The sequence below is a fragment of the Mitsuaria sp. PDC51 genome (genome assembly GCF_900113225.1).
In the GTDB taxonomy this organism is placed as follows: Bacteria; Pseudomonadota; Gammaproteobacteria; order Burkholderiales; family Burkholderiaceae_C; genus Roseateles.
The window spans coordinates 1064267-1089340 of the sequence record NZ_FOZE01000001.1 but is presented as its reverse complement, the minus strand read 5'-3'; the positions used below and the strand labels follow the sequence as shown (position 1 = coordinate 1089340).

Here is a 25074-nt window from a genome sequence, read left to right as displayed (position 1 = left end):
GCCTTGCCCCCGCCCCGGCGCGTTCAGCGCTTGGGCAGCGCGCGGATATCCGAGGCCGACGGCGTCGGCAGATGCGCCGCCGGCGGCTTGCTGTTCTTGCCCGCCGGCGCGGAGGCGGCGGATGCCGCCTTCTCCGCCTGCCGGACCTGGAGCTCGCCGGCCTTGCGCTGACGCTCCTGCGCCTTCTGGCGGCGCTCGGCGGCGGCCTCTCGGCGCTTGGCGGCGTCGGCCTTGGCTTCCGCCGCCTGCTGGGCCTCGCGGCGCTGATGCAGCTCGGGATTCGCGCGCGGCGTGCGCGCGCCCGGGACCGCCGGCGCCGAGGCCGGCTGCACCGCTTCCCGCACCGATTCGGTCTTGCGGCGCGCCTCGTCCTGGGCCGCCTCGCGTTCCTTCTCCTGGACCCGCTCACGGGCCGCGGCGCTGCGGCGCTGACGCTCCTCCGCATTGACCTGGTGCTCGACCCGGTCCAGCGGCCGCAGCTGGCGGATGCGTTCGTCCCGCGCCTCTTCCAGGCAGCCGGTCACGACGAAGCGCTGGTTGCACTCCTTCACCCGGGACTGGTAGGCCTGCTCGATCCGGGCGCGCGCGGCATCGATCTCGGCACGGGTCATGTCCGCGGCCACAGCGACCGGGGACACGGCACACAACGAGATCAGCGAGATCAGCGAGATCGGCGCAATCAGCGCAATCAGCGCATTCAGCGCGATCGGCGCCCTGGACGCGGCGGCGAGAACGAAGCGGAAAGTCATGGGCGCGATCATCGCATCCGCTGGCGCCCCCGCCGGCGAAGCCGCCGCCCGTGACTTCCCTACATCCCCGGTCGGCGAGGCGACGGCAGCCCGCGGACGCGCGCTCAGGTCAGGCGCGTGTCGACCTCGCGCCGCTCGAGTTCGAGGTACTCCTTGGACTGCATCTCCTGCAGCCGCGACACGGTGCGCGGGAACTCGTGCGCGAGCGGGCCTTCGGTGTAGAGCTGCTCGGCCGGCACCGCCGCCGAGATGATCAGCTTCACGCGGCGGTCGTACAGGACGTCCACCAGCAGCGTGAAGCGGCGCGCCTCGCTGGCCAGCCGCGGCGGCATGGCCGGCACGTTGGACAGGATCAGCGTGTGGAACTGCGTCGCCAGCTCCAGGTAGTCGTTCTGCGAGCGGGGGCCGCCGCAGAGCTCGCCGAAGTCGAACCACACCACGCCGCCGGCGCGACGCCGGGAGCGGATCTCGCGGTGCTCGATGTGCAGCACGGGATCCTCGTCGCGCGCCTCGGCCAGCGACTCGAAGGCGGCCGTCAGCGCGCCTTCGGTGTCCGCGTTCAGCGGCGTGTGATAGAGCTCGACATGCTCCAGCGAGCGCTGCCGGTAGTCGGTGCCGTTGTCGACGTTGATGACTTCCAGGTTGGCTTTGAGCAACTCGATCGCCGGCAGGATGCGGTCGCGATGCAGGCCGTTGGGATAAAGGCCGTCGGGATGGAAGTTGGACGTCGTCACGATGGACACGCGGTTCTTGAACAGCGCATCCAGCAGGCGGTACAGGATCATCGCGTCGGTGACGTCGGCGACATGGAACTCGTCGAAGCAGATCAGCCGGAAGCGCCGCGCGATGCGCTTGCCCAGCTCGTCCAGCGGATCCTGGATGCCCTTGAGTTCCTGCAGCTCGCGGTGGACCTCGCGCATGAACTCGTGGAAGTGCAGCCGCGTCTTGCGCGTCAGCGGCACCGCCTGGAAGAAGCAGTCCATCAGGAAGCTCTTGCCGCGGCCGACGCCACCGAACATGTAGACCCCGCGCGGCAGCGGCGGGCGCACCAGCAGCTTGGTCACCGCGTTGGAGCGCCGCGCCTTGTAGGCGGCCCATTCGTCCTGGCAGCGCTGCAGCGCGGCCACGGCGCGCAGCTGGGCCGGGTCGGCGGTGTAGCCGCGTTCGGCCAGGGTCTGGTGGTAGAGCTCGGTGACGGTGGTCATGCGGCGGAGTTCAGGTCACGGGATCGGGATCGCGATCGGGCATTCGGGCGGCGGGCCCGCGCAGGTCAGCGCAAGAAAAAAGGGGCGACTCGCGCCGCCCCTCTCCTGCGCGTCCGTGGCGCTTCGAGCCTGGGCTCAGAAGTTCAGCGTGCGCTTGTCCACGGCCAGGGCCGCTTCCTTGGTCGCTTCGCTCAGCGACGGGTGGGCGTGGCAGATGCGGGCGATGTCCTCGGCCGAGGCCTTGAACTCCATCGCCACCACGGCTTCGGAGATCAGCTCCGAGGCCATCGGGCCGATGATGTGCACGCCCAGGATCTCGTCGGTCTTGGCGTCGGCCAGGAACTTGACGAAGCCGGTCGTGTCGCCCAGCGCGCGCGCGCGGCCGTTGGCCAGGAACGGGAACTGGCCCGCCTTGTAGGCCACGCCGTCCGCCTTGAGCTGCTGCTCGGTGCGGCCGACCCACGCGATCTCGGGGCTGGTGTAGATCACCCACGGGATGGTGTTGAAGTTGACGTGACCGTGCTGGCCGGCAATGCGCTCGGCGACCGCGACGCCCTCTTCTTCCGCCTTGTGCGCCAGCATCGGGCCGCGCACGACGTCACCGATCGCCCAGACATTGGGCAGGTTGGTCTTGCACTCGTCGTCGACGACCACCGCGCCGCGCTCATCGAGCTTCAGGCCGACGGCTTCCGGGTTCAGGCCGATGGTGTTGGCGACGCGGCCGATCGAGACGATCAGCTTGTCGACCGCCAGCGTCTGCTCGGCGCCCTTGGCGTCCGTGTACTTCACGGTCACGCCGGACTTGCCGTTGTCGACGGAGGTGATCTTCACGCCCAGCTCGATGTTCAGGCCCTGCTTCTTGAAGACCTTGGCGGCTTCCTTGGCGACGGACTCGTCGGCGCCGCCCAGGAAGGCGGGCAGCGCTTCCAGGATCGTCACTTCCGCGCCCAGGCGGCGCCACACCGAGCCCATTTCCAGGCCGATGACGCCGGAGCCGATCACGCCCAGCTTCTTGGGCACGGCCGGGATGCGCAGCGCGCCGTCGTTGGACAGGATGTTGGTCTCGTCGAACGGGGCGCCCGGCAGCTGGCGGGCGTTGGAGCCGGTGGCGACGATCACGTGCTTGGCCGTGATGGTCTCCTCGGCGGCGCCGGCGACCTTGATCTCGTACGCGCCGTCCTTGGCGGCCACGAAGGAGCCGCGGCCGTGGAAGAACGTGACCTTGTTCTTCTTGAACAGGTAGAGGATGCCGTCGTTGTTCTGTTTCACGACGGTGTCCTTGCGGCCGATCATCTTGGCGATGTCGATCTTCAGGTCAGCCATCGAGATGCCGTGATCGGCGAAGCCGTGGCCGGCGTGCTCGAAGTGCTCGCTGGACTGCAGCAGCGCCTTGGACGGGATGCAGCCGACGTTGGTGCAGGTGCCGCCGGGAGCGGGACCGCCCTTGTCGTTCTTCCACTCGTCGATGCAGGCCGCGTTGAAGCCCAGCTGCGCCGCGCGGATCGCCGCGATGTAGCCGCCGGGGCCGCCGCCGATGACGACGACGTCGAATTGCTTGCTCATGTCGTGGTCGTCCTCGGATTACAGATCGAACAGCAGACGGGCCGGATCTTCCAGCGCGTCCTTCATGGCGACCAGGCCCAGCACGGCTTCGCGGCCGTCGATGATGCGGTGGTCATAGGACATCGCCAGGTAGTTGATCGGACGGATCACGATCTGGCCGTTCTCGACGACGGCGCGGTCCTTGGTCGCGTGCACGCCCAGGATGGCCGACTGCGGCGGGTTGATGATCGGGGTCGACAGCATCGAGCCGAAGGTGCCGCCGTTGGAGATCGAGAAGGTGCCGCCGGTCATCTCTTCGATGCCGAGCTTGCCTTCCTGGGCCTTCTTGCCGAACTCGGCGATCTTCTTCTCGATGTCGGCGAAGCTCATCTGGTCCGCGTTGCGCAGGATGGGCACGACCAGGCCGCGTGGCGAGCCGACGGCGATGCCGATGTCGAAGTAGCCGTGGTAGACGATGTCATTGCCGTCGACCGAGGCGTTCAGCACCGGGTACTTCTTCAGCGCGTGGACCGCGGCCTTGACGAAGAAGCTCATGAAGCCCAGCTTCGTGCCGTGCTCCTTGGTGAAGCTGTCCTGGAACTTCTTGCGCAGCTCCATCACCGGGGCCATGTTCACTTCGTTGAACGTGGTCAGGATGGCGTTGGTCGATTGCGACTGCAGCAGGCGCTCGGCGATGCGGGCGCGCAGGCGGCTCATCGGCACGCGCTGTTCCGGGCGGTCGCCCAGGTTGACGGCGGCCGGGGCGGCCACGGCCGGCAGCGGCTTGGCGGCGGGAGCGGTCGGGGCCTGCACCGGAGCGGGGATCGCGGCCGGCTTGGCGCCGCCTTCGATCGCGCCCAGCACGTCGCCCTTGGTCACGCGGCCATCCTTGCCGGTGCCGGCGACCGAGCCGGCGGCCAGGTTGTTGTCGGCCATCAGCTTGGCGGCGGCCGGCATCGCGACGCCGGCCTTGCTGTCCGACGACGAGGCGGCGGCAGCCGGCGCGGGAGCCGCGGCGGCGGGTGCCGGAGCGGCAGCGGCGGGCGCGGCGCCGGCCTTGCCTTCGGAGTCGATCTTGGCGATGACCTGGTCCGAGGTCACCGTGCCGCCGTCGCCGACAACCAGCTCGGCCAGCACGCCGGCGGACGGCGCCGGCACTTCGAGCACGACCTTGTCGGTCTCGATCTCGATCAGGATTTCATCGATGGCCACGGCTTCACCGGGCTTCTTCTTCCACTGCAGCAGGGTCGCCTCGGCGACCGACTCGGACAGTTGGGGGACTTTGACTTCAACGATTGCCATGATGTTTGTTCTCTCGGTTTTTCAGTAAACCGGAGCCTTGCGCCTGCCGGTCGCCGGGCCGCCCCCGAAGGCGGCGCACGGCGCCGGTGTCATTGCGGCGCTTGGCGTCCGCAATGACTCACTTGGTCAGCACGAAACCCTTCAGCTTGCCGAAGGCCTGCTCCAGCAGCGCCTTCTGCTGTTCCTGGTGCAGGTGGGCGTAGCCGACCGCCGGCGAGGCCGATGCGGGACGACCGGCGTAACCGAGCTTCTGGCCGTCGGCCATGTTCTCGTGGATGTAGTGCTGGACGAAGAACCAGGCGCCCTGGTTCTGCGGCTCGTCCTGGCACCACACGATCTCGGCCAGGTTCGGGTACTTCTTGAGCTCGGCCGCGAACGCCTTGTGCGGGAACGGATACAGCTGCTCCACGCGCACGATCGCGACGTCCTTCTTCTCGCCGCGGGCCTTCATCAGGTCGTAGGCGACCTTGCCCGAGCAGGCGATCACGCGCTTGACCTTGCTGGCGTCGATCTCGGCGTTCACTTCGCCGATCACGGTGCGGAACTCACCCTTGGTGAACTCGCTCACCGGCGAGGTGGCGTCCTTGGCGCGCAGCAGCGACTTCGGCGTCAGGATGACCAGCGGCTTGCGGAACATGCGCAGCATCTGGCGGCGCAGCAGATGGAAGATCTGCGAGGCGCTCGTCGGCTGGACGATCTGCATGTTGTTGTCGGCGGCCAGCTGCATGAAGCGCTCCAGGCGGGCCGAGCTGTGCTCGGGGCCCTGGCCTTCGTAGCCGTGCGGCAGCATCATCGTCAGGCCGTTGGCGCGGCCCCACTTCACTTCGCCGGAGGCGATGAACTGGTCGATGACGACCTGCGCGCCGTTGACGAAGTCGCCGAACTGGGCTTCCCAGATCGTCAGCGTCTGCGGATCGGCGGCGGCGTAGCCGTACTCGAAGCCCAGCACCGCCTCTTCCGACAGGATCGAGTCGATCACGACGAACGGGGCCTGGCCTTCCGCGACGTTCTGCAGCGGGATGTAGGTGCCTTCGTCGAAGCGCTCGCGGTTCTGGTCGTGCAGCACGGCGTGGCGGTGCGTGAAGGTGCCACGGCCGCAGTCCTCGCCGGACAGGCGCACCGGGTAGCCCGAGGCCACCAGCGAGGCAAAGGCCATGTGCTCGCCCATGCCCCAGTCGACGTTGATGTCGCCGCGGCCCATGGCCGCGCGGTCGGCGATGACCTTCTCCACCAGCGTGTGGGCCTTGAAGCCGGCCGGCAGCGTGGTGATCTTCTCGGACAGGCGCTTCCACTCGGCCACCGGCAGCGCGGTGTCGCAGCTGTCGGTCCACTTCTTGCCGAGGAACGGGGTCCAGTCGGTGGCGTACTTGCTCTTGAAGTTGGTCAGCACCGGGTCGACGGTGTGACGGCCTTCGTCCATCGCGGCGCGGAAGGCCTTGACCATGCTGTCCGGACCGTCGGCGGCCAGGACGCCCTGGGCCACCAGCTTCTCGCCGTACAGCTTGCGCGTGCCGGGATGCTGGCCGATCTTCTTGTACATCAGCGGCTGGGTCAGCGCCGGCGTGTCCTGCTCGTTGTGGCCCAGCTTGCGGAAGCAGACGATGTCGACGACCACATCCTTCTTGAACTGCTGGCGGTACTCCAGCGCCAGCTGCGTGCACAGCACGACCGCTTCCGGATCGTCGCCATTCACGTGCAGCACCGGGGCCTCGATCATCTTGACGACGTCGGAGCAGTACAGCGTCGAGCGGGTGTCGCGCGGGTCGCTGGTGGTGAAGCCGATCTGGTTGTTGATGACGATGTGGACCGTGCCGCCGGTGTAGTAGCCGCGGGTCTGGGCCAGCGCCAGCGTCTCCATCACGACGCCCTGGCCGGCGAAGGCCGCGTCGCCGTGCACCAGCACGGGCAGCACCTGCTCGCCGGTCTTGTCGCCGCGGCGGTCCATGCGGGCCTTGACCGAGCCCTCGACGACCGGGTTCACGATCTCCAGGTGCGACGGGTTGAAGGCCAGGCTCAGGTGGACCGGGCCGCCGGGGGTGGTCACGTCGCTGGAGAAGCCCTGGTGGTACTTCACGTCGCCGGACGGGAGGTCCTCGGGGGCGGTGTGGTCGAACTCGGCGAACAGGTCCTTGGGCATCTTGCCCAGGGTGTTGACCAGCACGTTCAGGCGGCCGCGGTGGGCCATGCCGATCACGATCTCCTGCACGCCCTTGACGCCGGCGCACTTGACCAGCTCGTCCATCGAGGCGATGAAGCTCTCGCCGCCTTCCAGCGAGAAGCGCTTCTGGCCGACGTACTTCGTGTGCAGGTAGCGCTCCAGGCCTTCGGCGGCGGTCAGGCGCTCCAGGATCTGCTGCTTCTTCTCGGCCGTGTAGGTCGGCTTGCTGCGGATCGCCTCCAGGCGTTCCTGCCACCAGCGCTTCTCGGTCGGCTCGGTGACGTGCATGAACTCGGCGCCAACGGAGCCGCAGTAGGTGTCACGCAAGGCCTGCACGATCTCGCGCAGGGTCATGCGCTCGGCCTTGGTGAAGTAGGTGTTGGTCGCGCTGAAGGTGCGGTCCATGTCGGCCTCGGTCAGGCCGTAGGACGCGGGATCCAGCTCGGGAATCTTGGGACGCTCGGTGCGCTTGAGCGGGTCCAGGTCGGCCCAGCGCGAGCCCAGCGTGCGATACGCGGCGATCAGCGACTGGACGTGCACCTGCTTGCCGGCCACTTCGAGCTCGGCGGAGGACACCTGGTTGTTGAAGGCGTTGGCCTTGGCGCGCTGCGCGAAGGACTCGATCACCGGCGCATGCGCCACGTCGCGCTTGTCGCTGCCGTCCACCGCGGGGACGTGCTGCAGCGCGTCGAAGTAGGCGCGCCAGTTGTCGGGCACGGCGCCCGGGTTGTCGAGGTACTGCTCGTACATCTCCTCGACGTAGGGAGCATTGCCCCCGAACAGATAGGAGTTCGAGCTGTATTGCTGCATCATCTTTCGCTCACCTCTGCCCCGGCTTCCGGAGCTATCGGCTGGTTAACAAACCTTCCGCGACACGGCTTGACCGGTTGGCGGATTGCGACCCGCCTTTGCTGTTGCCAGAAAAGGGGACGGGAAGGACCTGAAGTCACAAGCGCAGGACTGTAGCACCACGCTGATACCGCCGCTGTTGCGGGTTCGCCCAATTGTTGTGCGGGCTGTCCATGACTTGAATCAATCGAGCGGCACCCCAAACCATACAAACGTTTGCGATGCAATAGCCCATAGAAGTAGACTTCGCGCTGGCGTACCGCCCCGACATTGAATGGCGGACAGCCCGGGACCACAGGAGATCCCACATGCAAGTTCGAGTCGTCGACTACCGCGCCGCGGATGCGGCCGAGCAATTCACCCGCTCCCTGCACGAGACAGGCTTCGGCGTCCTGGTGAATCACCCCCTGCCCCAGGACCTGGTCGAGAAGATCTACACGGACTGGCTGGCCTATTTCAATGGCACCGAGAAGCATGAGCTGGCGTTCTCCAAGGAGACGCAGGACGGCTACTTCTCCACCGAGATCTCGGAGACCGCCAAGGGCCACACGCAAAAGGACATCAAGGAGTACTTCCACATCTATCCATGGGGGCGCATCCCGGCGTCTCTGAAGGACGATGCGATGCGCTACTACCGCATCGCCAACGACCTGGCGGCGGAGCTGCTGTCGTGGGTGGAGAAGCACACGCCGGCCGAGATCGCGAAGAACTATCGCGAGCCGCTGTCCAACATGATCAAGGACAGCCGGCTGACGCTGCTGCGGGTGCTGCGGTATCCGCCGCTGACGGGCAACGAGCCGGCCGGCTCGCTGCGCGCGGCCGCGCACGGCGACATCAACCTGCTGACCATCCTGCCGGCGGCCAACGAGCCGGGGCTGCAGGTGCAGGGCAAGGATGGCGAGTGGGTCGACGTGCCCGGCGACTTCGGCATGCTGATCATCAACATCGGCGACATGCTGCAGGAGGCCTCGCAGGGCTACTACCCGTCGACGCAGCACCGCGTGGTCAACCCGACCGGCGAAGGCGCGAAGAAGAGCCGCGTGTCGCTGCCGCTGTTCCTGCATCCGCGTGAGGACGTCGTCCTGTCGGACCGCTACACCGCCCACGAGTACCTCGAGGAACGGCTGCGGGAACTAGGCGTGAAGGCCTGACAAGGACGCTGATCCTCACCCCTACCCTCTCCCGCAGCAAGCGGGAGAGGGAGCCAGAGATCACAGGCTCTTGAGCGGCACGACGTCCTTGCCCTTGAAGGTGAACACGGTGACGGCGGACGACTTCAGGTCGTGCTTCTCGTCATACGCGTACTCGCCGGCCACGCCCGCGTAGCTCGACTTGGCCAGGTGCTCGCCGACCTTCTTCGGATCGGTGGACTGCGTCGCTTCCATCGCGCCGGCCAGCAGGTAGGCGCCGTCGTAGAAGGCCGCCGCATAGGTCAGCGGATCGCGCTTGAACTCGGCCTTGTACTTCTCGAGGAACTTCTTGCCCTTGTCGCTGCGGTCGATCAGCGCGCCGCCCTGGGTGCAGTAGGCGTTCAGCTCGGTCGTGATCTGCGACAGCGTCGCGGTCTCCGTCGAGCAGATGCCGTCGCCGCCCAGCAGCGGCGCGGTGATGCCCAGGCCGCGCATCTGGCGCAGCATCGGGCCGCCCTGCGCGGAGTAGCCGCCGTAGAACACGGCGTCCGGCTTGGCGGCCTTGACGGCGGTCAGGATGCTGCTGAAGTCGGTCGCCTTGTCGTTGGTGAATTCCTTGGCCACCACCTTCAGGCCCAGCTTGGTGGCCTGGGCGGTGAACTCCTGGGCGACGCCCTGGCCGTAGGCGGTGCGGTCGTCGATGACCGCGACGGTCTTGACCTTCAGGTCCTGCGCCGCATAGACGGCCATCTTGGCGCCGAGCTGGTTGTCGGTCGCGCCGATGCGGAACAGGTTGGACTGGTTGGGCTGCTGCGTGATGCGCGGGTTGGAGGCCACCGTCAGCACGATCACGCCGCCGTCGGAGAACACCCGCGAGGCCGGCATGGTCACGCCCGAGTTGTACGGGCCGAGCACGAAGCGGACCTTCTTGTCCACCAGCGCCTGCGCCACCTGCACGCCCTGGCGCGGGTCGGCGACGTCGTCGTTGACATCGAGTTCGAAGATCACCGGCTTGCCGCCGATCTTCACGCCCTTGGCGTTGAGTTCCTTGATCGCCAACGCGGCGCCGTCGCGGTTGTCCGTGCCGTAGCCGGCCTGCGGGCCGGTGATCGGGCTCATGAAACCGATGCGCACGCGCTCCTGCGCCTGGGCGCCCAGCGCCACCAGGCCGGCGGCCAGCACCAGCCACTTCAACGAGATCTTCTTCATGGGTCTTCCTCGGTAAGGTCTTCCCGGGATCGATTCCCGGGAGGGGTCTTCCCCGATAGGGGAAACGCGAGTCTACGTAAAGACGCCGGTACCGGCCGACAACCGCACCGAAGTGCGCGACACGACGACCGCCCTCACGCACGCGGCACGTCTACAGTGGCGCATGGTCCGCCCCCTCTCCGGCAGCGTCATCTGGATCCAGCCCGAGGCCCCGCCCAAGCCCGCCGTCGGCGCGCCCTGCAACGGCTGCGGGGTGTGCTGCCTGGCCGAGCCCTGCCCGCTCGGCATGCTGGTGAGCCTCAAGCGCGAAGGCGCCTGTCGCGCGCTGGTGTGGTCCGACGCCGACCGCCAGTACCGCTGCGGCATGCTGGTGCATCCGAGCCGCTATGTGGGCCTGCGCACATTGCCGCCGCAGGGCCTGGTCAACCGCCTGATCCGCCGCTACGCGCGCCGCATGATCGCCGCCGGCATCGGCTGCGACGCCGCGATCGACACCGATCCGCCTGTCGACGCGGCCCCTCCGGAGAAGCGCTAAGCAACACCCGGCCCCACCGGGCATAGCATCGTCCGCGCATCGCCTGGTCCAGGCTCGATCGGAGGTTCCCCATGACTCGACTGCCGAGCGCTCCGCGCTTGCCTCGCGCCCACGCGGCGCTGTCCCTGGCGATCGCGCTCGGCGCGACGACCGCCGTCACCCTTGCCGCCACCCTCGCCGCCTCGTCCGCCCACGCGGTGCCGCTGCGCTGGGCGGCGCAGAACGACGTGCTGACGCTGGATCCGCATTCGCAGGACCACACCACCACCAGCGCCATCCTGCAGCATGCCTACGAGGGCCTGACCCGCTACAACGAGCAGTGGGAGATCGAGCCCTGCCTGGCCACGAAGTGGACGACGATCAGCCCGACGCAGGTGCGCTTCGAGCTGCGCAAGGGCGTGAAGTTCCACGACGGCTCGCCCTTCACCGCCGACGACGTGGTCTTCAGCTTCGACCGCGTCCGCCAGCCGCAGGGCACGATGCAGATCTACGTCACCGGCATCAAGGAAATCAAGAAGGTCGACGACTTCACCGTCGACCTGATCCTCGACTCGCCGCAGCCCATCCTGCTGCGCAACCTGGTCGACTTCCGGATCATGAGCAAGGCCTGGTCCGAGAAGAACCGGGCCACGCAGATGGCCGATTACAAGGCCAAGGACGAGAACTACGCCAGCCGCCACGCCGCCGGCACCGGGCCCTACGAGATCACCTCGTGGCAGCCCGACCAGAAGGTCTCGATGGTCATCAACAAGGGCTGGTGGGACAGGAACAAGGGCAACATCACCGAGGTCAGCTACATCCCGATCAAGTCGGACCCGACGCGCGTCGCGGCGCTGACCTCGGGCGACGTGGACCTGCTGACCGACGTGCCCACGCAGGACGTGGGCGCGCTCAAGGCCGATGCCAAGCTCAAGTCGATCGACGGTCCCGAGACCCGCACCATCTTCTTCGCGATGGACCTGGGCAGCGACGAACTGCGCGGCGCGTCGGTCAAGGGCAAGAACCCCTTCAAGGACGTGCGCGTGCGCGAGGCGCTGTCGCTGGCCATCGACCGCGAGGCCATCAAGCGCAGCATCATGCGCGGGCTGTCGGTGCCGGCGGCGCTGATGGTCGCGCCCGGCGTGCACGGCTACGACGCGGCGCTGGACAAGCCGCGCGCGCCCGACATCGCCAAGGCGAAGAAGCTGCTCGCCGATGCCGGCTACCCCAGCGGCTTCGAGGTCCCGCTGAACTGCCCCAACAACCGCTACGTCAACGACGAGAAGGTCTGCCTGGCCGTCGTGTCGATGTGGAGCAAGATCGGCATCACCGCGCGGCTGACCGCGCAGCCGATGTCGCAGCACAGCCAGCTGTTCCAGCGCTTCGAGGCGCCGCTGTTCATGCTGGGCTGGGGCGTGTCCACGCGCGACGCGCTCTACGCGATGCAGGCGCTGGCGCGCACCCGCAGCGGCGGCGCGGATGGCAGCTTCAACTTCTCCAAGGTCAGCGATCCCGCGCTCGACAAGCTGATCGACGCCGCCAAGAGCGAAAGCGACACCGCCAAGCGCGATGCGCTGCTGCGCGACGGCCTGGTGCTGATCCGCGATCAATACCTCTTCATCCCGCTGCACCACCAGGTGCGGCCGTGGGCCATGCGCGCCAACCTGCAGACGCTGCACCGCTCCAACGATCGGCCCGAGGCGCGCTTCACGACGATCAAGTGAGCGGCCCGCCGCCGAAGGGCCGGCGCGCGGACTGAAGGACCGGCCGCGGGGCTGGGTTTTCCGGTCCGGCCCTGGGGCAATCCCCAGGGTGGACCTCGCTCCCGGACCGGGTCCCGACGGCTAGTATCCAGGCGACTTCACGTTTGCTTAACGACGTTGCCAAGGGAGCTACCGCTCATGTCGAGGAAATCCATCGGACCGATCCGGTCCGCGCGCCTGTTGCTGTCCGCCGCCGCCGTCGGTGCCGCCGCCCTGATGGGCGCGGCCCTGGCCGCCCACGAGGCGCTCGCCGCCCCGCTGCGCTGGGCCGCGCAGAACGACGTGCTCACGCTGGACCCGCATTCGCAGAACCACAGCACCACCAACGCGATCTCGATGCATGCCTACGAGGGCCTGACCAGGTACGACCGCCAGTACCAGGTCGAGCCCGCGCTGGCCACCAAGTGGACGCAGACCGGCCCCACGAGCTGGCGCTTCGAGCTGCGCAAGGGCGTCAAGTTCCATGACGGTTCGCCGTTCACCGCCGACGACGTGGTGTTCTCCTTCCACCGCATCAAGCAGCCGGTGGGCACGATGCATCCGTTCGTGGCCGGCGTGGCCGACATCAAGAAGGTCGACAGCCACACCGTCGACGTGATCCTGTCGGCGCCCAATCCGATCGTGCTGCGGCAGTTCGTCGACTTCCGCATCATGAGCAAGGCCTGGGCGGAGAAGAACAAGGCGATCAACCTGCCCGACTTCAAGGCCAAGGAAGAGACCTTCGCCACGCGCAACGCCAACGGCACCGGCCCGTACCGGATCACCGGCTGGCAGCCGGACCAGCGCATCACGATGGTCCAGAACAAGGACTGGTGGGACGCGAAGAACGCGACCAATGTCGACGAGGTGATCTACACGCCGATCAAGTCCGACCCCACGCGCGTCGCGGCGCTGCTGTCGGGCGACGTGGACCTGCTGTCCGACATCCCGACGCAGGACGTGGGCCGCCTGAAGGCCGACGGCAAGCTGACGGTGCTGGAAGGCAGCGAGACCCGCACGATCTTCATCGGCATGGACCAGGGCAGCGAGCAGCTCAAGGGCAGCAACATCACCGGCAAGAACCCGTTCAAGGACAAGCGGGTGCGGGAGGCGATGTCGCTGGCCATCGACCGCGAGGCGATCAAGCGCGCGACGATGCGCGGCCTGTCGGTGCCCGCCGGCATCATGGTCGCGCCGGGCGTCAACGGCAATGCGCCGGACATCGACGTGCCGACCAAGGTCGACGCGGAGCGCGCCCGCAAGCTGCTGGCCGACGCCGGTTATCCAGGCGGCTTCGAAGTGCCGATGAACTGCCCCAACAACCGCTACGTCAACGACGAGGAGATCTGCCTGGCGGTGGTGTCGATGTGGAGCAAGGTCGGCATCAAGGCGCGCCTGCAGACCGAGTCGTTCAGCACCTTCAGCCCGAAGCTGCAAGCCTTCGAGTACCCGCTGTTCCTGTACGGCTGGGGCGTGCCCACGTATGACGCGCTGTACACGATGCAATCGCTGGCGCGCACGCGGGTCGGTGGCGCGGACGGCAGCGGCAACTATTTCCGGCTGAGCGACGCCAAGCTCGACCAGATCATCGACGCCGCGAAGGTCGAGGGCGACGTGGCCAAGCGCAACGCGCTGCTGAAGGACGGGCTGGTGCGCATCCGCGACGAGGTGTTCTTCATCCCGCTGCACCACCAGGTGCGTCCGTGGGCGATGAAGAAGAACGTCACGACGCCCCACCGCTCCGACGACCGGCCGGAAGCGCGGTTCACGACGATCAAGTGAGCGCCGAAGGCGGCGGCGCCTGCCGCCGCCTCGAGGGATCAGGCCGCGGCCTGCGGCACAGCCGGGGAGCGTCCGCAACGCGCAGCTCGCCCGACTGCCGGTCGTTCGTCCCCGCGCCTCGACCTCCGTTCACCCTGTAGCAGGGCAGGCATCGTCACGCCACGCCGTCGGCGACGCGGCTCGGTGGCTGAGCCCATTTCAGCAGCACCTCGACCAGCTCGGCCGGCACGATCGGCTTGCCGATGTGGGCGTCCATGCCCGCCGCCAGGCAGGCCTGGCGATCCTCGTCCATCGCCGCCGCCGTCATCGCGACGATCGGCAGGCCCTCGCCCTGCGGCAGCAGCCGGATGCAGCGGGTGGCCTCGATGCCGCTCATCTCCGGCATCTGCATGTCCATCAGCACCAGGTCGAAAGCGCGCTCGCGGACCAGGTCCACCGCCTGCAGCCCGTTGCCGGCAATCGTCACCGCCAGGCCGCCCAGTTCCAGGAAGGCCTGCGCCACCTGCTGGTTGACCGGGTCGTCCTCGACCAGCAGCACCTGCGCGCCCCGCAAGGACCGCAGCGCCTCGTCCAGCGTCTTCTCCAGCGGGCGCGCGATCCGCGGTGCCTCGGTGCCATGCTGCAGTCGCACGATCGCCTCGAACAGCCGGGACGGCGTCACCGGCTTGACCAGCACCTGCAGGCCCTCGCGCGGCCCGAGTTCGCGCTCGAGCGCATCGACGTGATGCTGCCCCGTCAGCACCAGCACGCGCGGCGTCGGCAGCCCCCGTTCGGCGCAGATCGTCTCCATCTTCTCCAGCACCGCCGCGGCGCCGGTCTTGCCGTCCAGCACCAGCAGCTCATACGGCAGCTCGTGGCTCGCGGCGCGCTGGAACTTGAAGACCGCGTCGTCGACGAAAGCTGCCGCGCTCACCTGGAAGCGCCAGCTCGACAGCATGCTGATCCAGGCCTCGCGCTCGGTCGGCGGTCCGTCCATCACCAGCGCGCGCATGCCGCGGATCCGATGCAGGTCGCGCCGCGGTTCACCCGCCGCCGTCAGTCCGAACCAGGCGCTGAAGCGGAAGGTCGAGCCGCTCCCCAACTCGCTGTCGACCGCGATCTCGCCGCCCATCAGCGCCACCAGGCGCCGGCAGATCGCCAGCCCCAGGCCGGTGCCGCCGAAGCGGCGCGCGGTGCCGGACTCGCCCTGCGCGAAGGCCTCGAAGAGCCGCTCGCGGGTCTCGCGGCTCATGCCGATGCCGGTATCGCGCACCGCCAGCCGCAGGCCGACGCGCTCGGGCGTGCGCTCGATCAACTCCACGCGGATCACGATCTCGCCGCGCGGCGTGAACTTGATCGCGTTGCCGACCAGGTTGTTCAGCACCTGCGTCAGCCGGAAGGCATCGCCGACGACACGCGGCGGCACCTCCCGGTCGATGTCGAAGACCAGGTCCAGGCCGGTCTCCTCCAGCCGCGCCGAGAACAGCTCGCCGACGTTCTCCACCACCTCCTCGATGCCGAACTCCTCGGCCTCCAGGCTGATCTTGCCGGCCTCGACCTTGGAGTAGTCCAGGATGTCGTTCAGCAGCGCGAGCAGCGCCTTCGACGAGGTGTGGGCCTTGGCGACATAGTCGCGCTGCCGGCCTTCGAGCGGGCCCTGCAGCGCCAGATGGGTCAGCCCGATCACGGCATTCATCGGGGTGCGGATCTCGTGGCTCATGCTGGCCAGGAACAGGCTCTTGGACGCGTTGGCCCGCTGCGCCTCGTCGCGCGCCAGCGCCAGCTCCGCGGCGCGTTGCCGCTCGCGGCCATGCGCCTGCGCCAGGCGCGCGTACAGCACGGCGTTCTCGAACAGCAGTTCCGCCAGCACCGCGCTGCAGGCCAGCAGGCCGTAGATGCGGCCCGCGTAGAAGCCCAGGTCGTAGCGGCCGCCGTTGAGCATGGCCGACAGGGCGATGTCGCACAGCCAGGCCACCATCACCACCATCAGGCCCAGGTCCAGCATGCTGGCATCGCGCCGCCGTGGCAGCAGCGCCAGCAGCGCGGCGATGCACAGGACCCAGACGGTGCCGACCGTCACCAGCATCGCCGGCGTGTAGCGGTTGCCGCTCATGATCGCCGGCAACAGCGCGTGGCCGGCGGTCGCCAGCGCCGTCAGGCCGACGCCGAGGATCAGCGCCGCCGCAGTCGCGAGCACCGCGGTGCGTCGCTCGCCGGCGGCATCGGCATCGGCATCGGCATCGGCATCGGCATCGGGCGCCGGCGTCCCGCGGCGCATCCAGGCGTAGACGACCACGAAGAGCGGAAAGCCGCCATGCCAGAACATGTAGATCCAGGCCGTCGATTGCGGCCCGGCGCCCAGCACGCCGCCGGGCGCGAACAGTCCGGGGAAGGACAGCGCGTGGCCGATGGTGATGGTGGCCGTGAACAGGTAGCCGCTGGCCAGCACCGCCAGCGCGCGCAGGCGCGTGATCCGCCATTGGCCATAGAGCAGCGCCGCGGTGATCAGGTCGTTGAGGACCAGCGCCGCCTCGTACAACGGGATGAAGGCCGCCATGGCCGGCAGCTGCAGCTTCGCGAATGGCGCCAGCGCCAGGCAGACGCCCAGGGACAGCCCCATCGTCGCGAACGCGCGCAGGCGGGCCCGACGGCCCGCTGGCTGGATCGCAAGAAAGGAAGGCGCCGGATCACCGGCCTCGTCCCCGTCCAACGCGACGCCGCTGGCCGCGGCGCGCTGTGCCTCGACTTCGCCCACGCTGCCTCCCTGAAGGCATGCCCGATCGACTTTGCGTCGATGTTGGCCGATCCCCCCGGGGAGCGCAAGGGCGCGCGCGAGGACGCCGCCTTCCCCCAATGGCGAACGCCCCGCAGGCGGGGCGTTCTTCAAGGGCGCCGGCAGCGCTGGCGCGGGGTCGGGCGGGCGACCCGCGGCGCGAGGACTCAGCCCAGCGCCAGGCGCTGGCGTGCCGCCGCGTATTCGCGGCCGAAGCGCGCGACCAGCTCGCCGGCCGGCAGCACCTCGCGGATCGCGCCGATGCCCTGGCCGCTGCCCCACACGTCCTTCCACGCCTTCGCGCCGTTGCCGCCGAAGTTCATCTTCGTCGGGTCGCTCTCGGGCAGGTTCTCCGGATCCAGGCCCGCCTTCACGATCGAGCCCTTCAGGTAGTTGCCGTGCACGCCGGTGAACAGGTTGCTGTAGACGATGTCGTCGCTGTTGCTCTCGACAATCATCTGCTTGTACTCGTCGGCGGCGCGCGCCTCCTCGGTCGCGATGAAGGCCGAGCCGATGTAGGCCAGGTCCGCGCCCATCGCCTGCGCCGCCAGGATCGCGTCGCCGCTGGCCATCGAGCCCGACAGCGCCAGCGGACCGTCGAACCACTCGCGGATCTCCTGGATCAGCGCGAACGGGCTCTTGACGCCCGCATGGCCGCCGGCGCCCGCCGCGACGGCGATCAGGCCGTCGGCGCCCTTCTCGATCGCCTTCCTCGCGAACTTGTTGTTGATGATGTCGTGCAGCACGATGCCGCCCCAGCCATGCACCGCGGCATTGACGTCCTCGCGCGCGCCCAGCGAGGTGATCACGATGGGCACCTTGTACTTGGCGCACAGGGCCATGTCGTGCTCGAGCCGGTCATTGCTCTTGTGCACGATCTGGTTGATCGCGAACGGCGCCGCCGGCGACTCCGGATGCGCGCGGTCATGCGCGGCCAGGGTCTCGGTGATCTCGGCCAGCCAATCTTCGAGCAGCTCGGCCGGGCGCGCGTTGAGCGCCGGCATCGAGCCGACGATGCCGGCCTTGCATTGCGCGATCACCAGCTTCGGATTGCTGATGATGAACAGCGGCGAGCCGATCACCGGCAGGCGCAGGGTGTTGAACAGCGGGGGAAGTGCCACCTCGGAATCTCCTCGGGTCAAGTCGACGGATCGTTGCCGTCCATGGTGGCCCCGGCGCGCGCGGGAGCGCGTCGCGCCGGGGACGTCGAGATCAGGTCGGGACGCGGCTCAGAAAGCGTCGACCGGCAGCGCCATCACGCTGCCCGCGCCGTTCACCACGGCATCGCGCTGCGCGGCGCAGCGCGGCAGGATGTGCTCGGCGTAGAAGCGCGCGGTGGCGATCTTGGCGTCCATGAAGGCGACATCCTGGCCTACGGCCTTGAGCTCCTGCGCCGCCAGCAGCGAGCGCGCCAGCTGCCAGCCGGCCATCAGGTTGCCGCCCACCATCAGGTAGGGCACCGAGCCGGCGAAGGCGGCATTCGGATTGGCCTTGCCGTTGGCGGCGATGAAATCGACGACGTCGACGAAAGCCGCGCGCGCCGCCGCGAGCTGCGCCCGCACCGCCAGCGCGTCGGCGCTGCCGCTGGCGGCCAGCGCGCCTTCGGTCTCCTCGACCTGCGCCGCGACCGAGCGCGCGAACGCGCCGCCGTCGCGCACCGTCTTGCGGCCCACCAGGTCGTTGGCCTGGATCGCGGTCGTGCCTTCGTAGATCGGCAGGATGCGCGCGTCGCGGTAGTACTGTGCCGCGCCGGTCTCCTCGATGAAGCCCATGCCGCCGTGCACCTGCACGCCCAGCGAGGTGACCTCCAGGCTCATCTCGGTGCTGTAGCCCTTGACCAGCGGCACCATGAATTCGTAGAAGGCCTGCGCCTGCTGGCGGGTCTCGGCATCCTCGTGGTGATGCGCCATGTCGTAGGCCGCGGCGGCATCGATCGCCATCGCGCGGCAGCCTTCGACCAGCGCGCGCTGCGTCATCAGCATGCGGCGCACGTCGGGGTGGTGGATGATCGCGGCCGCGTCCTTCGACGAGCCATCCACCGGGCGCGACTGCACGCGGTCCTTCGCGTACTCGACCGCCTTCTGGTAGGCCCGGTCCGCCACCGCGATGCCCTGCACGCCGACGCCGAAGCGGGCCGCGTTCATCATGATGAACATGTACTCGAGGCCGCGGTTCTCCTCGCCGATCAGCGTGCCGATCGCGCCGCCGTGATCGCCGAACTGCAGCACTGCGGTCGGGCTGGCCTTGATGCCGAGCTTGTGCTCGATCGACACGCAGTGCGCGTCATTGCGCGCGCCCAGCGAGCCGTCCGCGTTGACCAGGAACTTGGGCACCAGGAACAGGCTGATGCCCTTCACGCCTTCCGGCGCGCCCGGCACGCGGGCCAGCACCAGGTGGACGATGTTGTCCGCCATGTCGTGCTCGCCCCAGGTGATGAAGATCTTGGTGCCGAAGATCTTGTAGGTCCCGTCGCCCTGCGGCTCGGCGCGCGTGCGCACCATCGCCAGGTCCGAGCCCGCCTGCGGCTCGGTCAGGTTCATCGTGCCGGTCCACTCGCCGGAGATCAGCTTGGGGATGAAGGTCTGCTTCTGCGCCTCGGAGCCCGCCACCAGCAGCGCCTCGATCGCGCCATCGGTCAGCAACGGGCACAGCGCGAAGCTGACGTTGGCCGCCTGCACGATTTCGCCGCAAGCCGCGCCGATCGTCTTGGGCAGACCCTGGCCGCCATAGGCCTCCGGATGCTGCAGCCCCTGCCAGCCACCCTCGACGTACTGCTTGAACGCTTCCTTGAAGCCGGGTGTCGCGAAGACCTCGCCGTTCTTCCAGTAGGAGGGGTTCTTGTCGCCTTCCACGTTCAACGGGGCGATGACGTCCTCGTTGAGCTTGGCCGATTCCTCGAGCACCGCCTGCGCGGTGTCCAGGCCATGGTCGGCGAACGCGGGAATCTGCTCGGACAGCGTCTGCAGGCCGGCCAGGGCCTGCATGTCGAACAGCATGTCCTTGATCGGGGCGCGGTAGGTCATGGGGTGTCTCCGGATGAAAAAAGGCGCCGCGCGTCGTCGGCGGGCGCCCTTGGTCTTGTCGGCGACCGTTCGATGCGGTCGCGGTGCTCAGCGATCGATTACAGGGCCTTGACCAGTTCCGGCACCGCCGTGAACAGGTCGGCTTCCAGGCCGTAATCGGCCACCGAGAAGATCGGCGCTTCCGGATCCTTGTTGATCGCCACGATCACCTTGGAGTCCTTCATGCCGGCCAGATGCTGGATCGCGCCCGAGATGCCGGCCGCGATGTACAGCTGCGGCGCGACGATCTTGCCGGTCTGGCCGACCTGCCAGTCGTTGGGCGCGTAGCCCGCGTCCACCGCGGCGCGCGAGGCACCCAGCGCGGCGTTCAGCTTGTCGGCCAGCGGGGTCAGGACTTCATTGAACTTGTCGCTGCTGCCCAGCGCGCGGCCACCCGACACGATGATCTTGGCGGCGGTCAGCTCGGGGCGGTCGCTCTTCGTCACCTCGCGGCCGACGAAGCTGCTCTTGCCGCTGTCGGCCACGGCCGTCAGCGATTGGACCGCGGCGCTGCCGCCTTCGGCCGCCGAATCGAACCCGGTCGTGCGGACGGTGATCACCTTGACCGAGTCGGTCGACTGCACGGTCGCGATCGCGTTGCCGGCGTAGATCGGACGCTCGAAGGTGTCGGCCGAGACGACCTTGGTGATGTCGCTCACCTGGCCCACGTCCAGCAGCGCGGCCACGCGCGGTGCGACGTTCTTGCCGGCAGCGGTGGCCGGGAACAGGACGTGCGAGTAGTCCTTGGCGATGGCGATCACCTGCGCGGCGACGTTCTCGGCCAGGCCGTCGGCGAACTGGGCGCCGTCGGCGTGCAGCACCTTGGCGACGCCCGAAATCTTGGCGGCGGCCTGCGCGGCGGCGCCGGCGTTCGAGCCGGCGACCAGTACGTGCACGTCGCCACCGATGGCAGCGGCGGCGGTGACGACGTGGTGGGTGGCGCCCTTGAGCGAGGCGTTGTCGTGTTCAGCGATGACGAGGATGGTCATGTCTTATCTCCGAATCTTGTTCTGGGGGCTCAGATGACCTTGGCCTCGGTCTTCAGCTTCGTGACCAGCGTGGCCACGTCCGGCACCTTGATGCCGGCGCTGCGCTTGGGGGGCTCCGCCACCGACAGCGTCTTGACGCGCGGCGCCACGTCCACGCCCAGGTCGGCCGGCTTGACCACGTCCAGCGGCTTCTTCTTGGCCTTCATGATGTTGGGCAGCGTCACGTAGCGCGGCTCGTTCAGGCGCAGGTCGGTCGTCACGACCGCCGGCAGCGTCAGCGACACGGTCTCCAGGCCGCCGTCGACTTCGCGCGTCACGTTGACCTTGCCGTCGGCCACTTCCACCTTCGACGCGAAGGTGCCCTGCGGCAGTCCCGTCAGCGCGGCCAGCATCTGGCCGGTCTGGTTGCAGTCGTCGTCGATGGCCTGCTTGCCCAGGATCACCAGCTGCGGCTGTTCCTTGTCGACCAGCGCCTTCAGCAGCTTGGCCACGGCCAGCGGCTGCAGTTCGGCGTCGGTCTCGACGAGGATGGCGCGGTCGGCGCCGATGGCCATCGCGGTGCGCAGCGTTTCCTGGCATTGCGTGACGCCGCAGGACACGGCGATCACCTCGGTGACCACGCCCTTCTCCTTCAGGCGGACGGCTTCTTCGACGGCGATCTCGTCGAACGGGTTCATGGACATCTTCACGTTGGCGATGTCCACGCCGGTTCCGTCACTCTTGACGCGCACCTTGACGTTGTAATCGACGACTCGTTTGACGGGGACCAATACCTTCATCGAAGCACTCCAAGCTGGATTGACGTTAACGTTAATTCGATTCTATGGGAGCCCCGGGGCGCCCCCGTGTCTCCCAGCCGTCATGCGCCCCTGCTCCCGTCCCGGAATCTCCGTGGACCCGCGAGCACCGCCTCGGCGCCGGCTCGAAAATAAAACGAACGATCGTTCTATTCTAGCCATCGATTCACGGCTGCCAAGCGGGTGGAGGCCGGGAATGAGGGAATCCCTCTAGACTCCGCTCCCGACACGCCACCCCCACGATGACGATCTTGAGTTCAGCGCCCTCCGCCACCGCCCCCGTCGCCTCCCTCGAACGGGAGTCGCGCGTCCCCTGCATCGGGGTCTTCGATTCCGGCGTGGGTGGGTTGACGGTGCTGAAGGCACTGCGGGAGCAGCTGCCCGAGGTGCCGCTGCACTACCTCGCCGACACCGCGCACGCGCCCTACGGCGACCGCAGCAGCGAATACATCGTCGATCGCAGCGTGCGCGTGGCTGAACGCCTGCGCGAGGTCGGCGCGCGGATGGCGGTCGTGGCCTGCAACACCGCCACCGCGCACGCGGTGCAGGCGATGCGGGACCGCTGGCCCGACTGGCCGGTCGTCGGCATCGAACCGGGCGTGAAGCCCGCGGTCGCGGCGACCCGCAACGGCCGCATCGGCGTGATGGCGACGACCGCCACGATCGCGAGTCGACGCTTCGAGCAGCTGGTCGCCGCGCATGCGGGCGACGTCGAGCTCGTCAGCCAGCCCTGCCCGGGCCTGGTCACCCTGATCGAGCAAGGCGACCTGGGCAGCGACGCACTCGGCGCGCTGATCGAACGCTTCTGCGCGCCGCTGCGCGCGGCCGGCGTCGACACGGTGTTGCTCGGCTGCACGCACTATCCGCTGGTGCAGTCGCGCATCCAGGCGGCGCTGGGCGAGGAGGTGCGCTTGCTCAACATCGAAGACGCGGTCGCGCGCCAGGCCCGTCGGGTCTGGGAAGGACTGGGGCTGGCATCGACGGGGACGGGGCGCGTGGTGCTCGAGAGCACCGGCGATCCTGCGCCGCTGCAGCATCTGGCCCGCGAGGCGCTGGGCTGGCGTGACATCGTCGCCGCGCACGCCACGGCTTGAAGCCGGGCGCCGTCGAAGCGCTCAGACCAGCGCGCGCGAGAGGCCTCTCGTCATGTCCACGCGCCGCAGCAGCCAGTAGCCCAGCACGAAGAACACCCCCGTGGACAGGATCGCGAGCCGGTGGTTGCCCGCCGTCAGCACGGTGACCGCGCCGTAGGTCAGCGGCCCGATGATCGCGGCGAGGCGCGTGGCGAAGGTCCACAGGCCGAAGAATTCGGCCAGCCGGTCATGCGGCGCAAGTGCGCCGGCCAGCGCGCGGCCGCAGGACTGGCTCGATCCCATGCACAGGCCCGCGATCACCGCGGCGATCCAGAACAGCCAGGCGCTGGTCGCCAGAAAGGCGAGCAGCGCCATGATCATCCAGCCGACCAGCGTGATCGCGAGCGCCGGCTGGTGGCCGATGCGGTCCTCGTAATAACCGAACACGAACGCGCCGACGGCCGAGGCGATGTTGACCAGGAACACCAGGGTCATGGTCTGCGCCTGGGTGAAGCCGAGCGCCTGCTCAGCGTAGACCGCGGCCAGCGCGATGACGACGGCGATGCCGGCCTGGTAGCTGGTGCCGCAGGCCAGCAGGCGCAGGAAGTCCGGATAGGCACGGGCGCGCTGCCAAGACGCCCACAGCTGCGAGAGGCCGGAACCCATGCGCGCGGCCCGGCGTGTCGCGCACGGATCGGCGCGCTCGCGCAGCAGCAGGAAGGTGGGCAGCGCGGCCAGCAGGTAGAGGCCCGCAGTGATGAGCATCGTGACCGGCACGAAGTGGCTGGCGGTGTCGCCGCGCGCTTGAGCGCTCAGCACGTAACCCAGGCACAGCCCCAGCGCGAGCATGCCGCCCAGATAACCGAAGGCCCAGCCCCAGCCGGACACGCGGCCCAGCGCGTCGCGTCTCGCGAGCTCGGGCAGGAACGCCGCGATCAGCGATTCGCCATAGGAAAAGAAGACATTGGAGATCACGACGGCGACCGCCGCCCACCACAGCTGATCGGGGCCGAACACCGCGAGCGCCGCGGTCGAGAGCACGCAAGCGCCGGTGCAGAAGCCAAGCAGCTTCTTCTTCGCGCCGTGCGCGTCGGCCCAGGCGCCCAGCCCGGGCATGGTCACCATCACCAGGAAGCTGGAAATCGCGATCAGCACGGTCCAGAGCAGCGTCGCCGACGGCTGGCCCCGGGCGATCACGCCGACGAAATAGGCGTTGTAGACGGCGGTCAGGACAACGGTCGTGTAGCCCGAGTTGGCGAAGTCGTACATCGACCAGCCAAGGACCTCGCGTTTGCGGACGCCCGGGTTCAACAGTTCCTGCGCAAACATGCCCATGCGATGCGACCGCCGGTTGCCATGCGCGTGGTGCCTGGAACGGGACTCGAACCCGTACGCCGGTTGAGGGCGGCGGATTTTAAGTCCGCTGTGTCTACCGATTTCACCATCCAGGCCACGGCGGCTCCGAGCGGAGTTCCATGTCGTAGTGACCGGGCATTATCGGGGCCACCGGGCAAGAAAAAAGGGAAGCCGCGGAGGCTTCCCTTTTCGAGATTTTTGGAGCGGGAAACGAGGCTCGAACTCGCGACCTCAACCTTGGCAAGGTTGCGCTCTACCAACTGAGCTATTCCCGCATCGCAGGACAGTGGAGTGAATCACCCCACCGACCTTTGGTGTCGTGTGGAGCGGGAAACGAGGCTCGAACTCGCGACCTCAACCTTGGCAAGGTTGCGCTCTACCAACTGAGCTATTCCCGCAATGTCCATTCTTTGGAGGCGCGATCCGGAGTCGAACCGGACTGACCGGATTTGCAATCCGGGGCATAACCGCTTTGCTATCGCGCCCCAGAACCCTGGACGGGATTCTGTTGAAACCGGATTTGGTGTGTCCGATTCCGATAAAAAATGGAAGCCGGAGCTTCCATCCTTTTGAATACCTGGAGCGGGAAACGAGGCTCGAACTCGCGACCTCAACCTTGGCAAGGTTGCGCTCTACCAACTGAGCTATTCCCGCATGGTCTTCAACGCACTGCCTGCTTCAACTTCGTGGCGTCTCTTGCGATTCGCCTTGTCGTCGCAGCACCGTTTGCGCTGAAGCCGAAAGTATAGAACGGTTTTTCACCCGCTCGCAAGAGTTCGGCGACTTCTTTATGAAGATCGCCCAAACACCAGAACGATTCACCCGACCGTCACCGCCCCCCGCGCCGCTCGCGCGGCGGAATG

General features: G+C 68.1%; 17 protein-coding genes and 5 tRNA genes. 5 read left to right on the top strand and 17 right to left on the bottom strand.

Annotated elements, in window-relative coordinates; translation table 11 throughout:
- Nucleotides 1–23 precede the first annotated feature (23 nt).
- The 5 genes from BM393_RS04805 to BM393_RS04785 all read right to left on the bottom strand — a co-directional run bounded on the left by BM393_RS04805 (nucleotide 24) and on the right by BM393_RS04785 (nucleotide 7769).
- Nucleotides 24–749: a hypothetical protein gene (locus BM393_RS04805; protein ID WP_141225221.1), complete on the bottom strand. Its 726-nt coding sequence runs from the start codon at nucleotides 747–749 to the stop codon at nucleotides 24–26.
- 104 nt (nucleotides 750–853) lie between these two features.
- Entirely contained in the window at nucleotides 854–1954 is a 1101-nt protein-coding gene (zapE, locus tag BM393_RS04800; protein WP_091722861.1) for a cell division protein ZapE, read from the bottom strand.
- Between the two features lie 135 nt (nucleotides 1955–2089).
- Entirely contained in the window at nucleotides 2090–3517 is a 1428-nt protein-coding gene (gene lpdA / locus BM393_RS04795; protein WP_091722857.1) for a dihydrolipoyl dehydrogenase, read from the bottom strand.
- Between the two features lie 18 nt (nucleotides 3518–3535).
- A complete protein-coding gene (gene odhB, locus BM393_RS04790; RefSeq protein WP_091722854.1) occupies nucleotides 3536–4798 on the bottom strand; it encodes a 2-oxoglutarate dehydrogenase complex dihydrolipoyllysine-residue succinyltransferase in 1263 nt (420 codons plus the stop codon).
- 118 nt (nucleotides 4799–4916) lie between these two features.
- Nucleotides 4917–7769, bottom strand: a complete 2853-nt coding sequence (locus BM393_RS04785) for a 2-oxoglutarate dehydrogenase E1 component (RefSeq protein ID WP_091722849.1) — start codon at nucleotides 7767–7769, stop codon at nucleotides 4917–4919.
- A gap of 344 nt (nucleotides 7770–8113) precedes the next feature.
- Between BM393_RS04785 and BM393_RS04780 the strand changes: the two genes are divergently transcribed.
- Complete coding sequence (locus BM393_RS04780; protein ID WP_091722846.1) at nucleotides 8114–8956, top strand: isopenicillin N synthase family oxygenase; 843 nt, start codon at nucleotides 8114–8116, stop codon at nucleotides 8954–8956.
- Nucleotides 8957–9016: 60 nt separating this feature from the next.
- On the opposite strand, the gene BM393_RS04775 is transcribed toward BM393_RS04780, so the two are convergent.
- Nucleotides 9017–10144 (bottom strand): branched-chain amino acid ABC transporter substrate-binding protein, encoded by a 1128-nt coding sequence (locus tag BM393_RS04775; RefSeq protein WP_091722843.1) that lies wholly within the window; start codon nucleotides 10142–10144, stop codon nucleotides 9017–9019.
- Between the two features lie 163 nt (nucleotides 10145–10307).
- On the opposite strand from BM393_RS04775, the gene BM393_RS04770 reads away from it, so the two are divergent.
- The 3 genes from BM393_RS04770 (at nucleotide 10308) to BM393_RS04760 (ending at nucleotide 14182) form a co-directional block, all read left to right on the top strand.
- Nucleotides 10308–10679 (top strand): hypothetical protein, encoded by a 372-nt coding sequence (locus BM393_RS04770; protein ID WP_091722840.1) that lies wholly within the window; start codon nucleotides 10308–10310, stop codon nucleotides 10677–10679.
- 71 nt (nucleotides 10680–10750) lie between these two features.
- Nucleotides 10751–12382 carry an ABC transporter substrate-binding protein gene (locus BM393_RS04765; RefSeq protein WP_091722836.1) on the top strand — a complete coding sequence of 544 codons (1632 nt, stop codon included), beginning with the start codon at nucleotides 10751–10753 and terminating at the stop codon, nucleotides 12380–12382.
- 177 nt (nucleotides 12383–12559) lie between these two features.
- Nucleotides 12560–14182 (top strand): ABC transporter substrate-binding protein, encoded by a 1623-nt coding sequence (locus BM393_RS04760; protein ID WP_091722831.1) that lies wholly within the window; start codon nucleotides 12560–12562, stop codon nucleotides 14180–14182.
- Nucleotides 14183–14336: 154 nt separating this feature from the next.
- Here the strand turns inward: BM393_RS04760 and BM393_RS04755 are convergent, their stop codons facing one another.
- The 5 genes from BM393_RS04755 to BM393_RS04735 form a co-directional block, all read right to left on the bottom strand.
- The gene (locus tag BM393_RS04755; protein ID WP_091722828.1) at nucleotides 14337–16916 is read right to left on the bottom strand and encodes a response regulator; all 2580 of its coding nucleotides are present in this window, start codon (nucleotides 16914–16916) and stop codon (nucleotides 14337–14339) included.
- A gap of 185 nt (nucleotides 16917–17101) precedes the next feature.
- Nucleotides 17102–18055, bottom strand: coding sequence for a nitronate monooxygenase family protein (locus tag BM393_RS04750; protein ID WP_091722823.1), 954 nt, complete (start codon nucleotides 18053–18055; stop codon nucleotides 17102–17104).
- Between the two features lie 108 nt (nucleotides 18056–18163).
- A complete protein-coding gene (locus BM393_RS04745; protein ID WP_091722818.1) occupies nucleotides 18164–19957 on the bottom strand; it encodes an acyl-CoA dehydrogenase in 1794 nt (597 codons plus the stop codon).
- A gap of 98 nt (nucleotides 19958–20055) precedes the next feature.
- Nucleotides 20056–20985, bottom strand: a complete 930-nt coding sequence (locus BM393_RS04740) for an electron transfer flavoprotein subunit alpha/FixB family protein (RefSeq protein WP_091722814.1) — start codon at nucleotides 20983–20985, stop codon at nucleotides 20056–20058.
- A gap of 29 nt (nucleotides 20986–21014) precedes the next feature.
- Nucleotides 21015–21764: an electron transfer flavoprotein subunit beta/FixA family protein gene (locus BM393_RS04735; RefSeq protein WP_091722811.1), complete on the bottom strand. Its 750-nt coding sequence runs from the start codon at nucleotides 21762–21764 to the stop codon at nucleotides 21015–21017.
- A 269-nt stretch (nucleotides 21765–22033) separates the two neighbouring features.
- Between BM393_RS04735 and murI the strand changes: the two genes are divergently transcribed.
- Complete coding sequence (gene murI / locus BM393_RS04730; protein ID WP_254783210.1) at nucleotides 22034–22876, top strand: glutamate racemase; 843 nt, start codon at nucleotides 22034–22036, stop codon at nucleotides 22874–22876.
- 21 nt (nucleotides 22877–22897) lie between these two features.
- On the opposite strand, the gene BM393_RS04725 is transcribed toward murI, so the two are convergent.
- From BM393_RS04725 to BM393_RS04700, 6 genes are all read right to left on the bottom strand, one after another.
- The gene (locus BM393_RS04725; RefSeq protein WP_091722805.1) at nucleotides 22898–24190 is read right to left on the bottom strand and encodes an MFS transporter; all 1293 of its coding nucleotides are present in this window, start codon (nucleotides 24188–24190) and stop codon (nucleotides 22898–22900) included.
- 28 nt (nucleotides 24191–24218) lie between these two features.
- A tRNA-Leu gene (locus BM393_RS04720) sits at nucleotides 24219–24306 on the bottom strand.
- A 104-nt stretch (nucleotides 24307–24410) separates the two neighbouring features.
- Nucleotides 24411–24486, bottom strand: a tRNA-Gly gene (locus BM393_RS04715).
- Nucleotides 24487–24533: 47 nt separating this feature from the next.
- Nucleotides 24534–24609 (bottom strand) — tRNA-Gly (locus BM393_RS04710).
- Nucleotides 24610–24622: 13 nt separating this feature from the next.
- Nucleotides 24623–24696, bottom strand: a tRNA-Cys gene (locus tag BM393_RS04705).
- Nucleotides 24697–24789: 93 nt separating this feature from the next.
- Nucleotides 24790–24865 (bottom strand) — tRNA-Gly (locus tag BM393_RS04700).
- Nucleotides 24866–25074 lie beyond the last annotated feature (209 nt).